Below are 21,510 nucleotides of genomic sequence, written 5' to 3' on the forward strand. Positions count from 1 at the left end.
TTCAAATCATGGCGGCTTGATTCAGGTATCCCTGCTGATCGACGGCGTGTGCAGCCGCCGGTTGCGCAAAAGGCATCGGGCGGCCGAGCCCTGCTGCAAGCTCCTTCGGGCGCGATCAGCTTCAGTGTTTGCACGGGCCACGGGCCAAGTCACGGAGCAACACGGTGCAGGCTGGCGCCTGCACCACGAGGACATGAATTTGATGAATTCCCCAAAAGTCGTGGTCGAAGCTCTCTGCAAGGTGTTTGGTAACAATCCCGGCGCGGCTCGCGACTTGCTCGCGCGCGGTGTCACAAAGGACGAGATATTCGCCCGAACCGGGCAGATCGTCGGTGTGCACAATGCTTCCTTCGACGTTCAGGAAGGCGAGATCTTCGTGCTGATGGGTCTGTCCGGATCCGGCAAGTCAACGCTGATCCGCCTGATCAACAGGCTCGTCGAGCCGACCGCGGGCAAGGTCGTGATCGATGGCCGTGACATTGCCGCAGTACGCCGTAGCGAACTGACGTCACTGAGGCGTACCGACATGAGCATGGTGTTCCAGTCGTTCGCGCTGATGCCTCAACGTACGGTGCTGTCCAATGCTGCGTTCGGTCTCGAAGTGGCCGGCATGAACCGCAAGGTACGTGAGAAGCGTGCCCTCGACGTGCTCGAGCAAGTGGGTCTGGCGGCGTTCGCTCAGAAGCTGCCATCCGCGCTGTCGGGCGGCATGCAGCAGCGCGTCGGCCTGGCGCGTGCGCTTGCCGTCAATCCTTCGCTGATGATCATGGACGAGGCGTTTTCCGCACTCGATCCGCTAAAGCGCAAGGAGATGCAGAACGTGCTGCTCGAACTGCAGAAGAACCAGAGGCGCACGATCATGTTCGTGTCTCACGACCTCGAAGAGGCGATGCGCATCGGCAACCGGATCGCAATTATGGAAGGCGGACGCGTCGTACAGATCGGCACACCGCATGAGATCATCAGCAGCCCGGCCGACGACTATGTACGGGCATTCTTCGAAGGCGTCGATACGAGCCGCTATCTGACCGCTGGCGACGTGATGCAGACCAACCGCGTGCCTCTGATGCGCAATCTGGACGCGTCGAGCGTCGCGACGACGCTCAACGGCAGCGCCGGCTATGCGTTCGTACTCGACGCCGAACGGCGGATTCGCGGCTTCGTGACGCGCGATGCGTCCGGTCATGCTTCGCCGTCACTTCGCAAGATAGAGTCCATTTCGCGCAGCGCGTCGCTCGATCATGTGATGTCGCGCGTGTCCTCGAACGCTACCGCATTGCCTGTCGTCGATGAAGAAGAGCGCTACTGCGGGTCGGTGGATCAGGCTGTCGTTCTAAAGGTTCTCACGCGCAATCGAGGCTCCCTTGTCTGAAATCATTCCGCTTGGCCGTTGGGTCGACCAGTCCGTTCACTATCTGCTCGATCACGATGCCAGCGCCTTCGATTCGATCGGAAGGGCAATCGAGAGCTTCGCCGCGTTGATCGAGCATAGCCTGCAAGCGATTCCCATGTGGGCGCTGATGGCGTTCTTCATTGGCATCGGGCTGTGGCGGATCGGGTGGCGCTTCGCGTTCTTCACCACGTTGGCGCTCTTGCTGATCTATGCGACCGGTTTCTGGGACCAGACGGTCATTACGCTGGGACTCACGTTCTCGTCGACCCTGATCAGTTTGCTGCTCGGCATTCCACTCGGCGTCTGGACCGCAAGTAACAAGTACGTTGCGGCAGTGGTGCGGCCGCTTCTCGACTTGATGCAGACGATGCCGGCCTTCGTTTACCTGATCCCTGCGGCGATGCTGTTCGGCCTCGGACGCGTACCCGGCATCCTGTCGACGGTCATCTTTGCGATGCCGCCCGCCGTGCGGTTGACGAGCCTTGGCATTCGTCACGTCAACCGTGAGATCGTCGAGGCAGGGCAGGCGTTCGGTTGCACACCGTGGCAACTGCTTTACAAGGTGCAGTTTCCGAACGCGTTGCCGTCGATCATGCAGGGCGTCAATCAGACGATCATGCTCGCCCTGTCGATGGTGATCATCGCGTCGATGGTCGGTGCGGGCGGGCTGGGCAACGATGTGCTGGCCAGTATTCAGCGTCTGGATATCGGACTGGGCTTTGAGAGCGGCCTGTCGGTCGTGCTGCTCGCGATCATTCTGGATCGTATCACCGAGAGCTTCGGCCGCTCGCCCGGCGATACCGCGACCCCGCGTTTCGCAGGCTTGCGAAACGTGATGCGCCTGCGACGTGAGCGGGCAGTCGCGCAGAACTGACGCGTAGAGAGCAACACCCCGTCGCGAAGATGACCAACGATTCGCGACGACGACCAGACATACCTGTGCATGATGGAGAGTGACGTGACGTCAGCCACGAATGAATCGCCGCTGGAAAGCCTCGCGCATTTTGGCTTTCTCACGCTGCGCAATTTTTCGATGATCGCGTTCACGAACGCCGTCGAAGTGTTGCGCATGGCGAATAGCGTCGGTCGCGCGCAGCATTATCGATGGTCGATTCTTACGCCCGATGGTGTGCCGGTGCGCGCCAGCAACGGCATCGCGGTCAAACCGGCACGCACGCTTGAAGAAGCGGGGAGGCCGGATGTGCTGATCGTCTGCGGCGGGACCGGGATCCGCAGCGCGGTGGATAATAGCGTCAGGGCGCTGCTCGAGGATGTCGCGCAGCAGGGCCTGCCTCTCGGCGGCATCTGCACCGGCGCGTACGCGTTGATGTCGGCGGGGTTGCTCGACGACTACCGCTGCACCGCGGATTGGGAAGGCCTGTCCGAGCTGCACAAGGAATTTCCCCGGGTGCATTTTGTAGACGAACTGTTCGTGATCGACCGCGATCGCCTGACGAGCGCGGGCGGTACCGCGCCGCTTGATCTAATGCTCAGTCTCGTCGGCTGCCGCCTCGGGCAAAACGTTGCCGCGCAGGTGTCGCAGCAGTATAGTCTTGAGCGCGTGCAGCGAAATTAGCGACCGCTACTAGCGGTCCGATGAACACCGCTATCCGAACTAATGAACTTCCAACGATTGGCGACCGAGGAAGACTAGTATCGTAGAGCGAACTGGATTAGGAATGAGTTGCAGGCGGTCCATGTCCATCGAACTTGCTGCACCCTTATAGTGCACTATCCGCGGACCGCGCCGGTCGACGGGGCCGTCACGCAAAGCATGTCGTTGATTGCAATGAATGTAGTTTCGTAGCGGGCCCAGGGCTAGTCAAAAAGCGCGCACGCATGACGGCGGCACCCATGCCTCAAAAGCCTCAGAGTCATGGGCGTGCACGATTCGCGCGGTGCTGATAGATTAGGCGCTAGCTGAATCGTTGATCGAGAGAATCCAATGGCCGGCAGACCCGATTCCCCCGCATCCAATGTCCGTTCGCTGATCGTCATCGCCGTTGTCGTGGCCGCGTTGGTAGCGGCCTTCGTGTACACGGCGGGCTGGCTTTCGCCTGGACGGCTCACGCCCGCGAAGCTCGTCGACAGTCTGGCGCCGCCCGGGGGCCCGGCGCTAGGCTTTCGCCGGAACCACGCCAAGGGCATCTGCTTCACGGGCGAGTTCGAATCCAATGGCGGGGCCGCGCAGTTGTCCAAAGCACGGATGTTCGCCGCCGGCACCTATCCGGTCACGGGGCGCTTCAATCTCGCCACAGCGGACGCTAAAGCGTCGGACGCCATGGCGCGAGTGCGTGGCCTGAGCCTGCGCATCGTCATGCCGGACGGCAGCGAGTGGCGCTCCGCGATGATCGATGCGCCAATCTTTCCCGTGGCCACGCCGCAGGCGTTCTTTGAATTGCAGCGTGCGCTCGCTCGCAAGGACGATCCGAACGCGATGAAGAACTTCGCCGCCGCTCACCCGGAGATTGGTGCGTTCGGCGCATGGGCCGGCAGCGCGCCGTGGACCGCGTCCTACGCGGAGGATCGCTACAACAGCCTAAACAGTTTCGTTTTCACGAATGCCGAGGGGCGCGACGAAACCGTGCGCTGGTCGTTCGTGCCAGCGGTTAAGCCCGAGAATCTATCCGCTGACGAATTGAAGCAGCGGGGCGCCGATTTTCTTGACGCGGACATCGCACAGCGCGTGGGCGGCGCGCCGCAGCGCTGGTCGATGATGGTCACCGTCGCCAATGCGGGCGACCCGACTGCCGATCCGAGCAAGGCCTGGCCGGAGGATCGGCGCACGGTGGAGGCGGGAACGCTGGTGGTGAAGGCCATCGAGCCCGAGCCTGACGGGCCGTGCCGCGATCTCAACTTCGATCCCACCGTTCTGCCGCCGGGCATGCGCGTCTCCGACGACCCGTTTCCCGCCGCGCGCTCAGCCGCCTATTCGGTTTCGTTCAACCGCAGGACCGCCGAGGACAAAGACTATCCGCACACCACGGCGGAAGGAGCCAAGTGATGAACCCGATCCACACGCGGTTCTCGCCACTACAGCGCGCCTTGCACTGGGTCATGGCGATCTGCATTCTGGCGATGCTTTTTATCGGCGTGGGCATGGTGTCCACGGTCAAGCCCGATTATCTGACACTGGTGTCCATCCACAAGCCTTTGGGTGTCGTGATACTCGTGCTCGCGCTGATTCGCCTGGTCGTGCGGCTCGTGCGCGGCGCGCCGCCGCTGCCCGCAGACATGCCGGTGCCGATGAAGCTCGCGGCTTATCTGTCGCATCTTGCTTTCTATGGGCTGATGATCGCGCTGCCGTTGCTGGGGTACGGCATGCTGTCGGCGGCGGATTATCCGGTCGTGGTGTTCGGCGTGCGATTGCCTTCGGTTCTGCCGCATAGCAATGAGCTGCATACGGTGTTGTGGAATGCACACAGGTTCCTCGCGTTGTGCTTCTTCGCGCTGATCGTCGTGCATCTGGCGGCGGCGCTGTTTCATGCGCTGGTCAGACGGGATGGGGTGTTTCAGGCGATGGCGCCGTGGCGGTGAGAGAGACGCTTTCGCGTTGCTCACGCAACACGCGCTGAAGGAACGCACCGGCGAGCGGTTCGATAAAGGCATCGACGCGCGCTACGCGATACACCCGGTTTCCGGGCGGATACCGGGACACACGGTGCTCCTGCGCGGTGCGCGCTCCTGGTTCCCGCTCATGCGAGGCAAACGCAGATCGCCTGGAGCAGGTCCTGGACAAACCATAGCGGCACTGACCGGCGGCTGGTGGTTGACCGTGTCGTCGCGATGACGACGAGTATCACCGCGTCCATGCCGATGTCGCTCACTCTGATTGAGGCTATCGCCGGCTGCGATCTCGGCCTCATGCACCGGGAGGTTCGGAGCGAGTCTTTTTGGGGCGCTTATTGCTCGGTCGACGCGGGCCGCACGATGTCCGGCAATTCGTCGAGACCTGACAGGACATGATCGGGACGCGCACCCAGTTCCTCGAACGTGTTGCCGCTGCGATTGATCCAGCTGACCTGGAAACCGAAATGGTGCGCGCCCGACGCGTCCCATGCGTTCGACGAAACGAACATGATCTCCGAGCGATGCAGTCCCAGGTGCTTCTCCGCCAGTTCGTACACCGTGGTGTGAGGCTTGAAGATCCGCACGGCGTCCACGCTGATCAGATGCGCAAAGCGGTGCTCCAGACCGGAGTTCCCTACGACGCTGTGAATCGAATGTGCCGATCCGTTCGAGAGAATCGCGAGCGGCAAGCCGAGCGCCTGCAGGGTTTCGAGCGCTGCGGGCACTTCCGGATACGGCTTGAGCTTCAGATACTCGTCGCATAACTCGGCGCGCGTCCTTGCGGACAAGTCGAGCTTGAGATGATTGCTCACATAGACGAGAGCGTCCCCGGTGCCCTGTTCGAATGAGATGTACTGTCCCATCAGGCTGCGCAGCCACGTGTATTCGAGCTGCTTCTGGCGCCAGAGGAGGCTGATTTCAAGCCCCCGCCCGGGGGCATGCTGGCTGCACAGTTCTGCCACGCTATGCACGTCGTACAGCGTTCCATAGAGATCGAATACGATGCCTTTGATCTGTTTCATGTTTGTATCCAAAGAGAGGTTGAGTGGCGAATGGCCTGGTCCCGGCCGGCTGCTGCAGCGTGGCTCCGCCACTTTCAGGGCTCAAGCGGGTGTCGAGCTGGAGTAAGGATGTCGGCTGCATCGCGGAAGTGCTCGATCAGGCCACGGCCGCCAGGAGGACCACTCCGTGCGCGCCGGCTCGCGCAATCGCCGTCGATCACTCAGCCAAGCCGGTAGCGCTGGACCGCGTCCTCGTTCCACGTCATTCCGTTGCCCGGGCGCTCCGGTATGAGGGCCATGCCGTTCTCGATGCGTAGCGATTCTTCGAGTACCGGGTTGGCCCAGTCGACGTATTCGAGCCAATGGCCGGTCGGCGTGGCCGCAAGCAAATGCGCGCTCACCTCCGGAAAGAGGTGAGAGGACACTTCGCGTCCGGCCGCCGAAGCAAGCCCGCACGCAAGGCGCCAACCCGAAACGCCGCCGATACGATCGAGATCGAACATCACGTAATCTGTTGCTTCGCACTTCAGCGCGTCGAATAGTGGCGCAACGCCGATCATGTTCTCACCGAGCTGGAGCGGCGTCGTCGTGCTCGACGCGATCAACGCGGCGTGCGCGAAATCGTCGTGACGAATGGGCTCCTCGATCCAGTAAATGCCTTCTCCGTCGAGCCGTGGACAGAACTCCATTGCCTGGGCGAAGCTCAGTGCCTGGTTGAAGTCCACCATCAGCTTCACATCATCCGGCAAGCGCTTGCGCACGGCGCGAACCGCAGCGAGGTCGTCATCGAACGTGGGTCTTCCCATGCGCATCTTCACTGCGAGGAAACCGCTCGCAAGCAGTGCCTCTGCTTCGTCGGCGGCCATTGCAGGGGACATCAGGCCGAGGCCGTTGCTGTTGTACGCTCTCACGGGTTCGAGTGCGCCCCCGAGGAGCGCGGCGAGCGGCATGCTCGCGGCAGTCGACAGCGCATCCCATGCCGCGGCATCCACGGCCGATGCGATCATGCAGAGCGGACCGGACAGACCGGTCAGCCTGAAATAACGGGCGAGCGATTTCGCAAGCTGAACCGGCGCAACGGGATGGCCTGCCAGGAACTTGTCCAGCTCGCCGATCATCGACTGCATTGCACGTGCGACTGGTTCGAGGTAGCAGAACGCGTACGAGCGACCCAGCACTCCGCCGTTCGTCTCCAGAGTGAGCAACAGCAGGGGGGCGCTGCGGATCGTTTGCGCGCTGGTGCCTAGCGGTCTTTGCATGGGCACGGACACGGCCACCGCACTGATCGAACGGATCGCAAGGGGAGAGGAGGTCATGTTCGGGTCTCCTTCAATGGGGCGTGTTGGACGATACCGCGAGTGAGCGTGTGCAAAGGCGCTACGGCTTGGCCCTGGTGGCCGTTGCCCGTTGGCGCAGGAGCGAACTAATGTGTGCCCGCTGCATATAGTTCGAGAATGTCCGCGATCGCGCTATTTCTGGGTGTGGCAATGTTCAGCGCCTTGCCGAAATCCGCTACGCCGCCGCTGAGCCATGGCAGTTCCATGCGGTTGCCGCGTTCGAGATCGTGATGCATCGACGAGGTCATGGTTGCGGGGAGACTGTCGCAGAACGCCAGGCGGTCTTCGGCGTAATTCTCCGGAAGGGCCACTCCCTTGGCTCGACCAATTGCGACCGCTTCGTGCATGACATCGAGCAGAAAGGCGCGCGTGTGGGGATTTTCGCGGATGGGACCGATCGGCTTGCGGATCGATGCGGTCGTTCCGGATAGCCCGACCAGAAACACGTACTTCTCCCAGATCAGGCGACGGATATCCCTGCTCACTTCAGTCGTGATGCCCGCCTTTTGGCAGGCTTGATCGAACGCTTCGACGCGCGCCGATCGTGTTCCGTCATACTCGCCGAACGCCAGCTTCTGCATCGTGCCGCTATGGGCAATCACACCGGGCTCGGAAATCACTGCGGCGATGTAGCACACGCCGCCGATGATTGCCTCTCTCGGCAGATGGCGCGCGAGGACGTCGTCCTTTTGAACGCCATTCTGAAACGAGACGACCGCAGCCCCCTGCGCGACTACGGACTTGAGCGACCGCGCCGCTGCTTCGGTATCCCATAGCTTCACGGCGAGCAGCACGAGATCGACCTTGCCGATCGAGTCGATCTCTTCGACGACCTTTGGATGCTCTATCACGAGATCGCCCAAAGGGCTCGTCACGCGCAAGCCGTTCTTCCTGATCGCCGCCAGATGCTTGCCACGCGCGACGAACGTCACGTCGTATCCTGCCGCAGCGAGTCTCGCGCCGAAATATCCGCCGACACCTCCGGCTGCCAGGATCGCGATCTTCATGCTGTGATTCCTTCGATGACTCGATTAGCGACACGTGTTTCGAAGCTCTTCTGTCTTGACTCGAGGCCTTGGAGATCACGGCCATCCGTTGAATCTGTTCTGCCTACGAGCCTGTACCGTACCGACAGATTGCGTCGCGGCAGTTGGTCTTAGAGAACCACGTCCGGATAATTCGAGGGAAACAGTGCACGTTTTGTCTCTTCGTCGTTGACCCGCTTGAATGCATGGTCCTGTCCCACGGCGCGCGCACGCACGACCGCCGGTCGCGCGTCGATACGCTCGAACCAGCTTTTCAAATTCGGGAAAGCCGCTAGCGGAACGTCCTCGCCCTTGAGGACTCGCGCGGCGCGATCGAGCCAGCCCCAGGCCGACATGTCCGCGATCGTATATTCGGCGCCGATGAAATACTCGCGTCCGGCCAGGTGACGATCCAGCACCCGGTAGTGCCTCTCCGCCTCGCGGCGATAACGGTTGATCGCGTAGTCGAGCCCTGCCGGCGCCGCGTACTGGAAATGAACTGCCTGCCCCGAAAATGGCCCCACGCCGGTGGCGATCAACATCAGCCACGACAACAGTTCCGGCCGGTCGGTTGACGCACCGAGGAACTTGCCAGTCTTCTCTGCCAAATACAGAAGGATCGCGGTCGAATCGAACACACGCACTTCCGTTCCTCCAGGCCCGTCCGTATCGACAATCGCCGGCACCTTGCCGTTGGGATTGACCTCCCGAAATTCCGGCTTGTGCTGGTCGCCTTTGCTCGTATCGACCGGTATGACCTGATAGGGCAACTGCGCCTCCTCCAACAGCAGGGCGACCTTGGCAGGATTGGGCGTCGGGTGAAAATAAAAGCGGATCATAACGGTGGTCGCTCGTTGATGGAGACGTTTGAGTCAGGGTTCGTCATTGTGGCGGGAACATAGGCTGCCGAATTCTCGCAAAGCACAATCGCTGCGATGAGGCGCTGTCGCTGAATACCTGCTCGCGCGGAACGCGGCAGGTGAGGCGAGCATGGTGCACGCAGCGGTCATCAAGGCCGTAGGCACGTTGTTTGCAGCGGCTTCACCGGACCAGCACCCATTTTAGATTGACCGTTATAGAATAGATTGAAATCCCAGTTGCGGCAACCCGCATTTGCGTTGATGATCGTGCTCACACGCGGAAGACGCCAGATACAACGACACTTGGCAAGATGGCAAGACCCAGAGAATTCGACGAAGAGGCAGTGCTCGACGCGGCAATCGAGTGTTTCTGGTTGCGCGGCTACGAAGCCACTTCGATGCGCGAACTCACGGACAAGATGGGCATCACTGGCCCGAGCTTGTACAATGCCTTTGGCGACAAGCGGTCGCTTTATCGCAAGGCGCTGGCTCAATATGTTGAACGGAGTTTTCGCGACCGGGTGCGCCGCTTTGAAGGACACCTGCCACCGCGCGAGGCCATCAAGGCCTTCTTCGATGAAATCATCGCGATGTCTCTTAAGGATCCGCAGCGTAAGGGCTGCCTGATTTTCAATTCGGCACTGGAAGTAGCTCCTCACGATCCCGAGTTTCAGCAGGTCGTCGCTGACGTTACGAAGCAGATGGAGGCGTTCTTTTATCGCTGCGTGAAAGCCGGCCAGCTCGACGGGACGATCAACACCGGGTTGTCACCCAAGGACGTCGCCCGTCTGCTGCTGGGCGTGCTGGTCGGCGTGCGCGTCCTTGCGCGGACCAGGCAGGAGCGCCCGCTGCTGGAAGGCATCCTGCGGCCAGCATTGGCATTGCTGGATGAGCCGGATAGCGCGACACGAAGGTGAGGAAGTGCGGCGGTATCGCGAGATCGCCAGAAGCATCGGTCGGCATGCCTCGACGATTTCTCGGGACGCGCGTCAAAACGGTGACCCGAAGCGCGTATGCGAGCATGGTGCAACGACCGCCACCACGTTCTCTGCGTTGTGACGGGTAACAACGCACGACTAGGCGTCAGGGCACTCTGTTGCTGCACATGATCCCGACGATATCGGATTGCGTGAGCATGCCGATGACTTCATCATCGTCGAGCACGACGGGCAGGTGATGGTGTCCTTTCGAGGTGAACAGCGGCAAGACGTCTGCTACCAGCGTCGTCGCAGCAACCGTTACGACAGCGGTGGAGAGCACGCTGCGAACCGGTGACAACCTCCATTCCCTCGCAGCGCGGTCGCTTCGCGACCCGTGCCCGATGTGCCCCATGGGATCGAGATCCACGCGCGTGACGACGCCGATCAGCCGATTTCCGGCTTTGACTACAGGCAACAGCTTGATGCGGCGCCTGTCGAGCAAAGCCAGTGCATCTTCGATACGCTGGTCGCCTGTGACGCTAGTGACGGGACTGCGCATCACGTCCGCGCACGTCAGTTCCATGAGCGTGCGGAAGTGCGCTTGCTGTTCGAAATGGTCACGCAACTTCTCCAAGCGGACCATGTCCGGCTGGCACGGCTGCGAGCGCCCTTGAAGAAACTGTCGCGCGTCGAGCAGTTCAGTAGCCCGGCGAAGACCGGCAAGCCACCGGGAGAAGTCAAACTGGGCTGACATGCCTGGCTCGCGCTGGTTCGAGATGGCGTTCCGCCACCGATGACTTCGCGCCCCACGCCACCTCGTCTCCGAGTCCGGACAAACGCCCGTGCTTGTCAGCCCGGATCAGGACACTGTGGGGAAGAAACGCCGCCACCGGGAACGTAGCGAAAGCCCCCGATGCCAGGATGACGATCGACACTACGATCAGCACGTCCATGTATGCTCTCCGATCTGACTGATTCATCGGCTTGATGCGCGCGTTGCCGCAAGCCGTGAGCAACGTTCGCCGCCCCCCGGCGATCGTGCCTGTCCTGGTGCAGCCACTCCCATTCTGCCGGGCACGACATCGGCCGTCCAAGACGGGATTAGAATGGAGTCGATAAGAAGCCGTTATCGAGACCCGTCTGCCACTTCGTCGCTCCACTATCTATCGCGGTGGCCCGGCCAGGGCAATGCCGCGGGTCCACGCTTTCTGACCCGCCCCCGGTATGCTGCAGGTACCGCGTTCAGCACCGTCGCTCTGTGTTTCAGAGACGCGAACTTGCAGAAACGCCGATCGCGATTCCTGTTCGCCACGGGAAGGAGCAAATTGCATGCGGACTTCGCGCATCCTCGATCTGGCTGCGGCGCTGGAGCGCCACGTGCAGGTGCTGGCGGGGGACATCGGCGAACGCAACGTGTTTCGGCCGGACGCGTTGCATGCGGCTGCAGACTATATCTCTCAGCAATGGGCCGGGCGCGGCTGCGTGGCGACCCGTCAGAACTATCAGGTTCAAGGCGTTCCCTGCGCCAACATCGAAGTCGCGCTCGCAGGCTCCGTTCACGCTGATGAAATCATCGTGCTCGGCGCGCATTACGACACCGTGCGCAACAGCCCCGGGGCCGACGATAACGCGAGCGGCGTCGCCGCGCTGCTCGAAATCGCGGGCATGCTCGGGGCTTTCCCGCCACGGTACACCGTGCGTTGCGTTGCGTTCGTCAATGAGGAAGCGCCCTTTTTCTTCCGCCGCGACATGGGTAGCCTGAGGTACGCGAGGGCAGCACGGCAGCGCGGGGACCGCATCCGCCTGATGCTTTCACTCGAGATGCTGGGCTACTATCGCGACGAACCGGGCACTCAAACGTATCCGCCTCTGCTGCACCGCTTTTATCCAGAGTGTGGCAACTTTATCGGTTTCGTTTCCAATCTTCGCTGGGCGCGTCGGCTGCGATGGCTTGTCGACGCGTTCCAGGCTTCATCCGATTTTCCGCTCGAGGCGGCGGCGCTTCCATGGTGGGTGCCCGGCGTCGCGTCGAGTGATCACTCTTCGTTCTGGCGCCAGGGCTATCCGGCCGTGATGGTGACGGATACCGCCTACCTGCGCAATCCGCACTACCACACGGCGCACGACGTCCCTGCGACGCTGGACTATGTTCGCATGGCCGCAGTGACACGCGGCTTGGCGGAGAGCGTCGCTCTGCTGGGACCGGGAGCCGCGAATCCGGCACGGGCACGGTCCGCTTGACGCGATGCATGATGCCTGATGCGAATCGAGCCAGATCTGGCGCGAGCGGCGGCGTCGGCATTTGCCGCTGAGCCGTTTGCGTTGTTGCCCTTGCTCAATCGAAACTGTGGAAACTGTGAATTGCGCCCGACTCAGGATCGACGAAATGGATCTGAAAAACGCGCTTGGCCAGATTAATGGCTATGGTCGCGGGTTCCATCTGGTTATCCTTGGAGGCCGACGTGCCGAGTCAGCAATGTCGCACACTGTGACCCGAAGACTGCAGCAGTTCGAAGAAGAGGAGTGCGCCGGCGCGCCCAAACGCGCACCGGTTCAGGAAAAGGGAGGCCGGTGCGATGTACCCTACGATCGCACCGGCGAGCAGGCGGCGACCGGCGCCGCCTTCTTGCTCACAGATTTGGATCAGGGCGTCAAATGGGTCTTGATCTCGGCAGACATCTGACGGATCGCGGCTTGGGGCTCAGGGTCCGTCTGGATGCCGTTCAACAGGACGAAGTCGTGGATCATCCCGTTGTAACGGGTAGCGATCACGGAAACCCCGGCCTCCTTGAGCTTGCGGGCGTAGGCCTCGCCTTCGTCGCGCAACGGGTCGTTTTCCGAGGTCACGACCAGGGCCGGCGGAAGTCCATGCAGTTGCTGCAAGCTGGCGCGCAGTGGCGAGACATAGGGGTTACTGCGCTCCGCAGCATCCGGTGCGTACAGATCCCAGCCGTACTTCATGAAGGCGCGGGCCAGGAATCGCCCCGTGCCGTATTGATGGTAAGACGCGGTGTCCACGCTGGCGTCGGTCGCCGGGATCATCAGAACCTGGTAGCTGATCTTCGGGCCGCCGCGGTCTTTGGCCATGAGCGTCAGCGCCGCGGTCATGTTGCCGCCCACCGAGTTGCCGGCCACTGCGATCCGGCTGCCGTCCGCGCCGAACTCGTCGGCGTGGGTCGCCACCCACTTGAGCACGGCATAGGATTGATTGAGCTGAGTGGGGAAGCGCGCCTCGGGCAAGGACGTGTACTCGACGAACACGCCGATCTGGCCGGAGTTGACCACGAGATCCCGCAGCAGACGCTGATGGTTCTGGAAGTTCCCAACGATCCAGACGCCGCCGTGAATGAACAGCAGCACGCCGGGCTTCCCGGTAACCTGCTCGGGTTTCATGATATAGATCTTCACGGTTTGACCATCCTGGGTGATGGTCTGCTCGGTCGTCTTCACCCCGGACATATCGACCGGGGTCTTGTTCTGAAGCGCTGTCAGGATCTCTTGTGGCTTTGGCTGGGGGAGTTCCCAGAACGGGCTCGAATCCTTATTGATTTCTTGCAGGAAGGCGCGAACCTCGGGGGCGATCCGGGGATCGGTGGCGGCATCCGGGGCCGCAAAGACGGTTTGCGTCATGAGAGCTGCTCCTAGGGTTATTGTTGCGAGTGAAAACACGAGCTTCATGGTCATCCTCTCCAAAGTTTGTATGGAGTGGTGCAGTTTGCTCGGGAGAAGGGGGCGCCCGCTTCTGTCAAATGACCAGTCCGATGACAGATCGGCCGTCAATCTCCTCGGTTTTCAACGTCGGCAAGAATAGAGCCCAGCGAAGACCGGGACGTAATCCCGGTCTTCGCAAAGATCTGGTGCAGGTGGTATCCAACAGTTCGGTGAGACAGGTACAGCCTGATACCAATTTCCTTGTTCGAAAGCCCTTCAGCAGCGAGCTGCGCGACGTGAAGCTCCTGCGGGGTCAGCGTCTCCCATACACGCTCCGTTCGCCGGCGGCTGGATTCGCCCGAAGCACGCAGTTCCTCGCGCGCGCGGTCGCTCCAGGGCGAAGCGCCGAGCGCATCGAAGATATCGCGAGCCTCGCGCAACGGAGCTCTTGCGTTGGCGGGCCTGCGCTGGCGACGCAGCCATCCGCCGTAAGCCAGGAGAAGGCGTCCTCGCAAAAACGGCCAGTTCTTCGCGGCCGGCCCCAGGCCTTGCAGGAATAGGCGCTCGGCGTCCGCCGGCTCGGCGAGCAGCGCCTTGCCATAATGCAGCATCGTCTCGACCCACGGCACTGGCATCGGAGCCGAGACATGCTCCATCTCCTCGATCACGCCACGGGCCGCCTCCGCATTGCCGGAAAAAACGCAGGCTTCCACGAAATCCGCGAGCCCGAAGAACTGAAGATCGGAATTGAAGGCCGGGTCGGCAGGGGAGAAAAGGCGCCGCAGCTGTTCGTACGCTTCCCAATGCCGGCCCGCTCCGATCGCCGATATACCTCGCGCGATCTGCAACAACGCCAGCAAAAAGCTGGCGCCGATGGATAGAATCAGGCGCTCCGCCTCCGCCGCATGCGCCTCGGATTGCTCCAGATTACCTTGCATGCCTGCAAGCCTGGCTTTCACGATCGTAGCCGCGGCGATCCACGCGATCCCACCTGTCTCTTCGGCCAGGCGGACGGCTTCCTCGACCTCGCGCATCGCCCTCGTCCAGTGGCCGACCTCCATCTCGGCCCACCCTTGCGCAAAAAGTACGCGCGCGAGGTCGCCGAGCCGCCCCTGTTCCCGCAGCGCGGCGCTGGACTCGGAGAGAAAGCTCACGCCGAGGTCGAAGGCGCCAATGACATTCGCCGTGCTGCCGAGGATGCGCGCATCGGCAGGATCGCCATCTCTTGTTTCAGAAAGCCGCTGGAGCTTGACGTGCAAGTCGCCTCCCAAACGAAGCGGTTCGACGTAGGCGTAGATTGCGATCAAGCGGGGGTCCGTGTCCGGCAACTCAAGTCCGTTTGCCGCAGCGAGAACTCGCGCGCGGAGTTCGCCGCTTGCGCTGCTCCACCAGCAGCGTTGCGCGGCGCGCAACAGGAGATTTCCCGCCAGATCCTTCGCGCCGGCGGCGTGGGCCTGGGCGGCGAAGCCAGCCAGAGCCAGGATTTTTCCGGGATCATTGATCGAAGGAGGCTGGCTTATCTCTCGACACCAGCCGACCCGTACCTGCGCGAGCTGATCCGATTCGTCCACATCGGCCTGCCGCAGCAGACGCTCCAGCAGTTCCGGCTGACCCAGATCGGCGGCAAGTTCAGCAGCCCGCAAAAGGCGGTCACTCCTGGCTCTCGCCGTGCTGCTCAGTCGCGCCGCATTCTCAAGAACCTCGATCGCCATCGCCACTGCGCCCCTGCGCAGCGCCCTCGCCGCCATGCGCTCGTAGTCGTCCGCGAGTTCGTCGTCGCATCCGATGGTTGCTGCCGCACGATGCCATAGCCGACGATCAAGTTGATCCTGAATGGCCGCCGCGAGCGCCGCATGAATTCTTTGGCGCGTCGCCAGATCAGCCGCCTGATGCATCGCGGAGCGAACGAGCGGGTGCCGGAACCGCACCTCCGTTCCATCGATCTCGATCAGCTTGGCGGCGATCGCCGGCGCCAGGGCGTCGATTCCCGCGCGCTCGCCGAGTACTGCTTCGCCGGCGGAGAGGATTTCGTGGAGCGAGGTCCCGTCGTTTTCCGCCGCCACGAACAGCAGCGTTCGCGCCGCATCCGGAAGATCGGACAAACGACTGGAGAAGGCTCGCTCCAGGCGTTCCGTCAGGGGAAGCCACGGCGTATCTTGAGCCTCCGCGGCCCGCTTGCCGCGAGGCAGTTCCAAAAGCGCCAAAGGATTGCCCGATGCCTCTTTGAGAAAGCGGCTGCGCAGGTCGGCCGAGAGATCCTGGGCGTGGGTATCCAGCAGGCGCTCGGCATCGGCCTCGTCGAGTCCTGAAAGGCGCAACCTTAGGGTGGAAGCGTCGCCGAGCGAACGGTTGAAGTCATCGCGCATGGCCACAAGGAGAACGACGGGGTCAGAACTCAATCTGCGCGAGACGAAAGCCAGTACTTCAAACGTTGCCTGATCCAGCCACTGGGCATCGTCAGCAACGAGCAGGATAGGCTTACGGGTTGCGCTTTCGGTCAGGAGAGTCAGCGTCGCGAGTGCCACCAGAAAGATATCCGGCGCCCCTGTGTCGTCGCACTTGCCGAGGGCCGCCAGCAAGGCGGATCGCTGGCGAGGGACCAGGGTCGCCGCGCGCTTCATAAGCGGACGCAGTGCCTGCTCGAGTGCCGCGAACGGCAAATGGACTTCGGCAAGGACGCCGGTCATCGTCAATACGGTGACCCCGTGTTCACGCGCTCGATAACTGGCCACCTCGAGAAGCGCAGATTTCCCGATCCCGGGCTCACCGCTGATAACCAGTGTCGATCCACCCTGATCGATCCGCTCGATCAGATGCTCGATCAGAGCAATATCCCGCTCTCGGCCCTGCAAAACGAGGGGCACAGATTGGTTGGCAGCCGTGCGCCGCTTCGGCTGCGGCAAGTATGCCTTTTTCGACCGTTTGGTCATCCCACAACCGCCTCAGAGGCGTCGCCAAGACTATGTCAAGCCTGGGCACATCCTACCATCTGCCAAGTGGGGTGCCCCGATGTACTAGGCTTGCCTGTCGACTTCGGGCAATGGCATCGTAGCGATTTCTTCCGCTTCTTCGCGGACCATGCCCAGCCCTTGCAGCGTCATTGCAGCAACGGCGTTCGGAAAGCTGGCCGACGTGCGCTCAACGAGGGTCGCCCGGATTGCTGCGCCCAAGGTGCCGATGCCCAGCGCGACAGCCGCTTCAACCGATGCGATCTTGAATCGGCCAAGCTTGCGCCCCCGGCGGATATCCGCGAGTACCCCGCGTCGCATTCCCTCGCTCCAGCCGCCAGACGTATCCGGTAAGGTATGCACCAACACCCATCCCCAGTCCGGATTGCGTTTGCTGATACGAATGAAATGCCGTATTGCAATGGCAATGCGCTGGGCCGGGTCATCGATGCCCTTGAAAAGCTGCAGGATCTCTGCGTCCACCGAATCGGCTACGTGACCGGCCATTGCGAGGAATAGTGACTCCTTCGTCTGGAAGTAGTTGTAGAACGTGCCGCGTGCAACACCCGCGGCGGCGATGAAATCGTCGAGTGTCGGCGCTTCAAATCCGAACTGTGCAACGACTCTCAACGACGAGTCGATGAGTGCTGCCCGCGTTTTCTCCCGCTTTAGTCGTCCGATCTCAGCGCGTCGTTCCAGATCTATTGTTGCCATGTTGTCTTCACTCGTACCTATCCTAAAAGCTAGCCCGTTCGGCACATGATGCAACCGGAGTTCAGCGTCATTTTACTCAAAGCCATCGTGCGAATGGCTGTCATGGCCTCCAGCATGTTCCGTGGTTCATGACATGTGGAGGCATGGCGTATGTCATGGGACTCGCCGAAGATTTTCCATTCGAGCAGCTTCCTCTCTTCAAACTGGCGGAAGCTAAAAAGGGCTTTGTCCTGCTACCCCGGCTTTGGCGAAGCACATCATGTCAGACAGTTTCTCATGTCGGAATGACAGTCAATCTCAATTTGACAATCTAATTCACATCGAGTTTAATTGGTTCACGGTTGATTGCGGGCGCAGCACCCATGCTGGGTACCGCTGTCGATCATGCGGAATTTTCCTCAACGCTCAACCAGTATGTCATCAGATGAATTCGAATGAAGAATCTCAAGAATTCGGATGTTGACGTGCCGGTCCTCGCGCTCGGCGCCGGGTTAGCGGTACTCACAGCGACGCTGCTACTCGAGGGGCTCGGGGTGAGGGCGCTCACAGTGACCCGCAGCGGCTGGTGTTGACGTTCGTTGATTGCTACATGTTCACGGCATTTGCTAGCGTAGGAAGGGCCGCAGCCCGCGCCGGACAAGGCTGGAGGCCAGATTGCCCGTTCTGTCACCCGCTGCGATTCAGCAACGGGTGAGCGGCATCAACTGGATCATCCCGACCAGGATTTGAATCAACAAGACACTTGGGTTCCCCTGACGGCCGCGCCGACAGGGAGCGTACTGACTCCATCCACTGAGGTGCTCCGCATGTCGCTTCGACTTACACGTCGCTCGTTTCATCGTCTGACCGTCTGCGGCGCGGCGCTCATCGGCAGTCATGCGCTGTGGCCTCTGGCCAGGGCCGACGAGCCGGCAGATGTGCCTTGGGTTTCAAACGATCCGCACCTCAGCGGCAACTTCCTTCCGGTGCAGCGCGAGGTCGACGCTCGCGACCTGCGGGTGATTTCGGGGCGGATTCCCGCCGACTTGCGCGGTGTCTACATGCGCAACGGACCTAACCCGGAGTTCAAGCCAATCGGCTACGCCTATCCGCTCGACGGCGACGGCATGATCCATGCCGTCTACATCGAGAGCGGGAAGGCCCACTACCGCAACCGCTTCGTGACGACGGAAAGCCTGACGGTGGAACGCCGCGCCGGCCGGGCGGTCTTCGGCAGCTTCACGCATCCGGTGCCCGTCGATGCCGGCGTGTTCCTTCCGGGTGAAGTTCCGTCGCAGCTCAAGAACGGCGCCTTCGTCAACATCATCCGGCACGGCGGCCGATTGATCGCGCTCAACGAGGCCACGACCAGCTACGAGATGAGCGTGCAACTGGACACCCTCGGCGAGTGGACCGCAGGCGGCTCCGAACCGCTGCGCCTGGGCGCTCACAATCGGCACCACCCGCGCACGGGCGATCTCTATGCGCTCGAATACAGCTGGCGCACGCCGACGGTGAAGTTTCATCGCATCAACGCTTCCGGGGTGCTGGTGAACACGAGATCCGTGGAACTGCCGATGCCGACGATGATCCACGACTTCATCCTGACAGAGCACTACGTGGTTCTCATCGCCGGGCCCGCGGTGTTCGACGCCCAGGCGGCGAAAGCGGGCCAGTCGATGTTGCAATGGCGTCCTGATCTAGGCATGCGGATCGCATTGTTGCCGCTGGACGGCGGCGACCCCATCTGGATCGAAGGTGAGCCGTTTTTTGTCTTCCACTTCGCCAACGGCTTCGAGCGCGGCCGGCAGATCGTCGTGGACTATGTGCAGCACGACAAATTTGCATTGGTGAACGGCCCTATCCCTACATTCAAGCGCATGACCATCGATCCGGCGCGCCGCAACTTCAAGGTAGCCGGTTTCTCGAACGAGATCACCGAATTCCCGCGCTTTAATCACCTGCGCGAGGCGCTGCCCACTCGCTTCGTCTACATGCCCACCTTGACTTCCTCGCTCAAGGAGGTCAACCCGCCCCCGGCGGTGTTCAACACGGTGCTCAAGCTTGACACGGAGACCGGCCGATACACGCGCCATGACCTGGGCAACCAGATCGTTGGTGAGGCCGCCTTCGTGCCAAAGCCGGGCGGTCGTACGGAGGACGATGGTTACCTGGCGGCCTTCACTTACGATCCGGTGCGCCAAGGCAGCAACCTGGTGCTGCTGGATGCGCGCTGCATCGAGGAGCCGCCCGTCGCCGTGATCGAGATGCCCCAGCGCGTGCCGCAGGGACTGCACGGCAACTGGATTTCCCGCACCTGATGAGCAGCCCCCGGCGTCCATCGCTCGATCGTCGTGGCGAAATCAGGGCAAGCATTCGCCAATGCGCTCGGGCTGGATCTGTCGCGATAAGGATCGGAAACGGCGAAATCCCGTACATGATAGGGAATGCTTGCATAACCGGCGAATGGTCGAATCCTTGAGAGGATCGTTGATCCGGTCTGCTCAAACTGGTACCAAGACCAGACGGTCCGTGTGGCTCGATCTACGCTATGCGCAACATCGCGACCCGCCGCGGTACTGGGACGATTGCGAAGTGAATGACCAAAACCGAGCTACGGTCGGGGCGCTGTGCTCGCAGCAGATTACCGCATGCGGGTTGACTGGGAAGAAAGCGTGGCCCGTCGCTGGATCGGGTTTCGGAGTTCGGCCATCTGCGGCCGTTCGCCATCGCCCTCACACGGTTATTCAGGCGGCCTCTCTGCTCAAACAACGGACCTTCCAGGTAGCCCTTATGTCCGTCCTGCTCGCTGTCGAACGGATTTGGCAGGTCGTTTATGGCTGAAGTCCCCAAAATACTGGCGCCCGTGGTTTTTCTTGTCCAAAGTGGTCAGGCGTTTCTGGATGGGGAGGCTGCCTGAGATCACCCAAGGTTGATTGGAGGGGCACCACGTCCATGCTTCTCGGCGCGCGAATGCTTAATAGGCGCCGCCGGTATCGATGGTCAGGTAGCGCATGTCATGCTCGAGAATGCTGATGAAATGTTCGTCCTCCTGGATCAGTTCCTCGAGGACGTCACTGTTGGACAGCACGCCGATAATCTGCCCGGAATCGACGACCGGCAGATGCCGGATCCGCCTGGTATGCATCAACGCCAAGCACTGGTCACAGGTGTGCTCGGGCGTGACGTAAAACACCTGGTTAGTCATGATCTCGTCTACCTTCGTCTCGGCGGCGCTGCGGCCGGCCAGTTCGACCTTGCGAGCGTAGTCGCGCTGGGACAGGATGCCGACAAGATTGCTGCCGTGCAACACCAACACGGTTGTGACATCCTTGTCGGCCATCAGACGCAGCGCAGTTAGCACGGCGTCAGCGGGGCCGACTGAGATCAGTTCCCGAGGGTTCTCAGACAGAATTTGCCGAGCCGTCTTTCTCTCCTTTTTCATGGTCGTCTCCAGTAGAGGACCGGCATTTGCGCACGCCAGTGCCATCGATCTGCTCACGAAGAAAGGGTAGCGTCCGCAAAACCTGCGTAGTCACCGAGCAAATCTATCGTCGGCATGTTGCGGTGACAAATGTTTAGCGAGCTTGGACCTACCCTCTCTAGGATAGAGGGCTTGTTACAGACTTGCCAGAAAGCAGATACCGTCTTTGGTGGCGGGACGAAATTTCGGCCATTCGATTAATGCACTCTGCCAAGGCAGACACTGCTGACCGACGCGGCCGACCGGCGGCCGTTCAATGTCGGACCGGGTTCGGCGATGTAGGGCCGTTGGCCCGCGCGTTCGCGCGGACTTCGAACGTAGGGCTTCGTCCAGGTATCGGACCTTCGGATGCAGACTAGGTCCGTCAGCTCATTCGTCAACGCCAGCGGTCGGGCCGTGTCGTGCGTCCCTTGTCTTCGAGCGATGTTCCGGACGTGTCAGGACATGGCAGAACTGGCACGCATGGCCCGAGCGGTCATTGTTGTCGATTTCGATCTACTGGCCCTGCAGCCTACCTGCTATGGTTAATTAGGCGGATCACCGGCGCTGGGCTTGTTTCCGTGATGCCCGAGCCCCTGAACGCTTGAATGCGTCGATGTGCCATCCCGAGTCCGCACGATAGCTGTCA

General features: G+C 61.5%; 18 protein-coding genes and 1 pseudogene. 9 read left to right on the top strand and 10 right to left on the bottom strand.

All coding sequences use genetic code 11. From position 1 onward, the window contains the following. The first annotated feature begins 202 nt into the window (after positions 1–202). The 5 genes and pseudogenes from BG61_RS31125 (at position 203) to BG61_RS31145 (ending at position 4,930) form a co-directional block, all read left to right on the top strand. Positions 203–1,372, top strand: a complete 1,170-nt coding sequence (locus tag BG61_RS31125) for a quaternary amine ABC transporter ATP-binding protein (RefSeq protein WP_035928841.1) — start codon at positions 203–205, stop codon at positions 1,370–1,372. Then, the gene (gene choW, locus BG61_RS31130) at positions 1,365–2,267 is read left to right on the top strand and encodes a choline ABC transporter permease subunit (RefSeq protein ID WP_035928442.1); all 903 of its coding nucleotides are present in this window, start codon (positions 1,365–1,367) and stop codon (positions 2,265–2,267) included. The genes BG61_RS31125 and choW overlap by 8 nt, the downstream gene beginning before the upstream one ends. A gap of 69 nt (positions 2,268–2,336) precedes the next feature. Continuing rightward, positions 2,337–2,960 (top strand): annotated as a pseudogene (locus BG61_RS31135) (AraC family transcriptional regulator); the annotation flags it as partial. Between the two features lie 378 nt (positions 2,961–3,338). Then, complete coding sequence (locus tag BG61_RS31140) at positions 3,339–4,397, top strand: catalase family peroxidase (protein WP_035928439.1); 1,059 nt, start codon at positions 3,339–3,341, stop codon at positions 4,395–4,397. Beyond that, entirely contained in the window at positions 4,397–4,930 is a 534-nt protein-coding gene (locus BG61_RS31145; protein WP_035928437.1) for a cytochrome b, read from the top strand. Before BG61_RS31140 ends, BG61_RS31145 begins: the two co-directional genes overlap by 1 nt. Before the next feature lie 365 nt (positions 4,931–5,295). Here the strand turns inward: BG61_RS31145 and BG61_RS31150 are convergent, their stop codons facing one another. The 4 genes from BG61_RS31150 to BG61_RS31165 all read right to left on the bottom strand — a co-directional run bounded on the left by BG61_RS31150 (position 5,296) and on the right by BG61_RS31165 (position 9,165). After that, entirely contained in the window at positions 5,296–5,985 is a 690-nt protein-coding gene (locus tag BG61_RS31150; RefSeq protein WP_035928435.1) for a haloacid dehalogenase type II, read from the bottom strand. A gap of 200 nt (positions 5,986–6,185) precedes the next feature. Next, the gene (locus tag BG61_RS31155) at positions 6,186–7,280 is read right to left on the bottom strand and encodes an enolase C-terminal domain-like protein (RefSeq protein WP_035928433.1); all 1,095 of its coding nucleotides are present in this window, start codon (positions 7,278–7,280) and stop codon (positions 6,186–6,188) included. A gap of 107 nt (positions 7,281–7,387) precedes the next feature. After that, a complete protein-coding gene (locus BG61_RS31160; RefSeq protein ID WP_035928431.1) occupies positions 7,388–8,308 on the bottom strand; it encodes a ketopantoate reductase family protein in 921 nt (306 codons plus the stop codon). Positions 8,309–8,457: 149 nt separating this feature from the next. Further along, complete coding sequence (locus tag BG61_RS31165; RefSeq protein ID WP_035928430.1) at positions 8,458–9,165, bottom strand: glutathione S-transferase family protein; 708 nt, start codon at positions 9,163–9,165, stop codon at positions 8,458–8,460. A gap of 332 nt (positions 9,166–9,497) precedes the next feature. Here BG61_RS31165 and BG61_RS31170 point away from each other — a divergent pair, with 332 nt between their 5' ends. After that, positions 9,498–10,103 carry a TetR/AcrR family transcriptional regulator gene (locus tag BG61_RS31170; RefSeq protein WP_035928428.1) on the top strand — a complete coding sequence of 202 codons (606 nt, stop codon included), beginning with the start codon at positions 9,498–9,500 and terminating at the stop codon, positions 10,101–10,103. 166 nt (positions 10,104–10,269) lie between these two features. Here the strand turns inward: BG61_RS31170 and BG61_RS31175 are convergent, their stop codons facing one another. Together BG61_RS31175 and BG61_RS31180 are read right to left on the bottom strand one after the other, a co-directional pair. After that, positions 10,270–10,860 (bottom strand): CBS domain-containing protein, encoded by a 591-nt coding sequence (locus BG61_RS31175; protein ID WP_051672909.1) that lies wholly within the window; start codon positions 10,858–10,860, stop codon positions 10,270–10,272. Next, on the bottom strand, positions 10,844–11,059 hold the full coding sequence (locus tag BG61_RS31180) for a hypothetical protein (protein WP_035928426.1): 216 nt from the start codon (positions 11,057–11,059) through the stop codon (positions 10,844–10,846). Before BG61_RS31180 ends, BG61_RS31175 begins: the two co-directional genes overlap by 17 nt. 376 nt (positions 11,060–11,435) lie before the next feature. Between BG61_RS31180 and BG61_RS31185 the strand changes: the two genes are divergently transcribed. Then, positions 11,436–12,347 (top strand): M28 family peptidase, encoded by a 912-nt coding sequence (locus tag BG61_RS31185; protein ID WP_063741144.1) that lies wholly within the window; start codon positions 11,436–11,438, stop codon positions 12,345–12,347. A 145-nt stretch (positions 12,348–12,492) separates the two neighbouring features. Next, positions 12,493–12,789: a hypothetical protein gene (locus BG61_RS42305; protein ID WP_035942562.1), complete on the top strand. Its 297-nt coding sequence runs from the start codon at positions 12,493–12,495 to the stop codon at positions 12,787–12,789. Here BG61_RS42305 and BG61_RS31195 read toward each other — a convergent pair. The 3 genes from BG61_RS31195 to BG61_RS31205 form a co-directional block, all read right to left on the bottom strand. Further along, on the bottom strand, positions 12,750–13,736 hold the full coding sequence (locus BG61_RS31195; protein WP_129572080.1) for an alpha/beta hydrolase: 987 nt from the start codon (positions 13,734–13,736) through the stop codon (positions 12,750–12,752). The two genes, BG61_RS42305 and BG61_RS31195, sit on opposite strands and share 40 nt — an antisense overlap. Before the next feature lie 146 nt (positions 13,737–13,882). Continuing rightward, positions 13,883–16,687 carry a helix-turn-helix transcriptional regulator gene (locus BG61_RS31200; protein ID WP_035928424.1) on the bottom strand — a complete coding sequence of 935 codons (2,805 nt, stop codon included), beginning with the start codon at positions 16,685–16,687 and terminating at the stop codon, positions 13,883–13,885. 84 nt (positions 16,688–16,771) lie between these two features. After that, the gene (locus tag BG61_RS31205; protein ID WP_051672910.1) at positions 16,772–17,419 is read right to left on the bottom strand and encodes a TetR/AcrR family transcriptional regulator; all 648 of its coding nucleotides are present in this window, start codon (positions 17,417–17,419) and stop codon (positions 16,772–16,774) included. Between the two features lie 806 nt (positions 17,420–18,225). Here BG61_RS31205 and BG61_RS31210 point away from each other — a divergent pair. Next, the gene (locus BG61_RS31210) at positions 18,226–19,719 is read left to right on the top strand and encodes a carotenoid oxygenase family protein (protein ID WP_035928422.1); all 1,494 of its coding nucleotides are present in this window, start codon (positions 18,226–18,228) and stop codon (positions 19,717–19,719) included. Between the two features lie 656 nt (positions 19,720–20,375). On the opposite strand, the gene BG61_RS31215 is transcribed toward BG61_RS31210, so the two are convergent. Further along, positions 20,376–20,843 (bottom strand): CBS domain-containing protein, encoded by a 468-nt coding sequence (locus BG61_RS31215; protein ID WP_035928829.1) that lies wholly within the window; start codon positions 20,841–20,843, stop codon positions 20,376–20,378. Between the last annotated feature and the right edge of the window lie 667 nt (positions 20,844–21,510).

The sequence above is a fragment of the Caballeronia glathei genome (assembly GCF_000698595.1).
Lineage (GTDB): Bacteria > Pseudomonadota > Gammaproteobacteria > Burkholderiales > Burkholderiaceae > Caballeronia > Caballeronia glathei.

Coding starts and splice junctions, on each gene's coding strand:
- BG61_RS31185 (WP_063741144.1), top strand. CDS start 11,436: ATGCGGACTTCGCGCATCCTCGATCTGGCTGCGGCGCTGGAGCGCCAC.
- BG61_RS42305 (WP_035942562.1), top strand. CDS start 12,493: ATGGATCTGAAAAACGCGCTTGGCCAGATTAATGGCTATGGTCGCGGG.
- BG61_RS31195 (WP_129572080.1), bottom strand. CDS start 13,736: ATGACGCAAACCGTCTTTGCGGCCCCGGATGCCGCCACCGATCCCCGG.
- BG61_RS31150 (WP_035928435.1), bottom strand. CDS start 5,985: ATGAAACAGATCAAAGGCATCGTATTCGATCTCTATGGAACGCTGTAC.
- BG61_RS31180 (WP_035928426.1), bottom strand. CDS start 11,059: ATGGACGTGCTGATCGTAGTGTCGATCGTCATCCTGGCATCGGGGGCT.
- BG61_RS31145 (WP_035928437.1), top strand. CDS start 4,397: ATGAACCCGATCCACACGCGGTTCTCGCCACTACAGCGCGCCTTGCAC.
- BG61_RS31210 (WP_035928422.1), top strand. CDS start 18,226: ATGTCGCTTCGACTTACACGTCGCTCGTTTCATCGTCTGACCGTCTGC.
- BG61_RS31200 (WP_035928424.1), bottom strand. CDS start 16,687: ATGACCAAACGGTCGAAAAAGGCATACTTGCCGCAGCCGAAGCGGCGC.
- BG61_RS31160 (WP_035928431.1), bottom strand. CDS start 8,308: ATGAAGATCGCGATCCTGGCAGCCGGAGGTGTCGGCGGATATTTCGGC.
- BG61_RS31215 (WP_035928829.1), bottom strand. CDS start 20,843: ATGAAAAAGGAGAGAAAGACGGCTCGGCAAATTCTGTCTGAGAACCCT.
- BG61_RS31205 (WP_051672910.1), bottom strand. CDS start 17,419: ATGGCAACAATAGATCTGGAACGACGCGCTGAGATCGGACGACTAAAG.
- BG61_RS31155 (WP_035928433.1), bottom strand. CDS start 7,280: ATGACCTCCTCTCCCCTTGCGATCCGTTCGATCAGTGCGGTGGCCGTG.
- BG61_RS31175 (WP_051672909.1), bottom strand. CDS start 10,860: ATGTCAGCCCAGTTTGACTTCTCCCGGTGGCTTGCCGGTCTTCGCCGG.
- BG61_RS31165 (WP_035928430.1), bottom strand. CDS start 9,165: ATGATCCGCTTTTATTTTCACCCGACGCCCAATCCTGCCAAGGTCGCC.
- BG61_RS31125 (WP_035928841.1), top strand. CDS start 203: ATGAATTCCCCAAAAGTCGTGGTCGAAGCTCTCTGCAAGGTGTTTGGT.
- BG61_RS31140 (WP_035928439.1), top strand. CDS start 3,339: ATGGCCGGCAGACCCGATTCCCCCGCATCCAATGTCCGTTCGCTGATC.
- BG61_RS31170 (WP_035928428.1), top strand. CDS start 9,498: ATGGCAAGACCCAGAGAATTCGACGAAGAGGCAGTGCTCGACGCGGCA.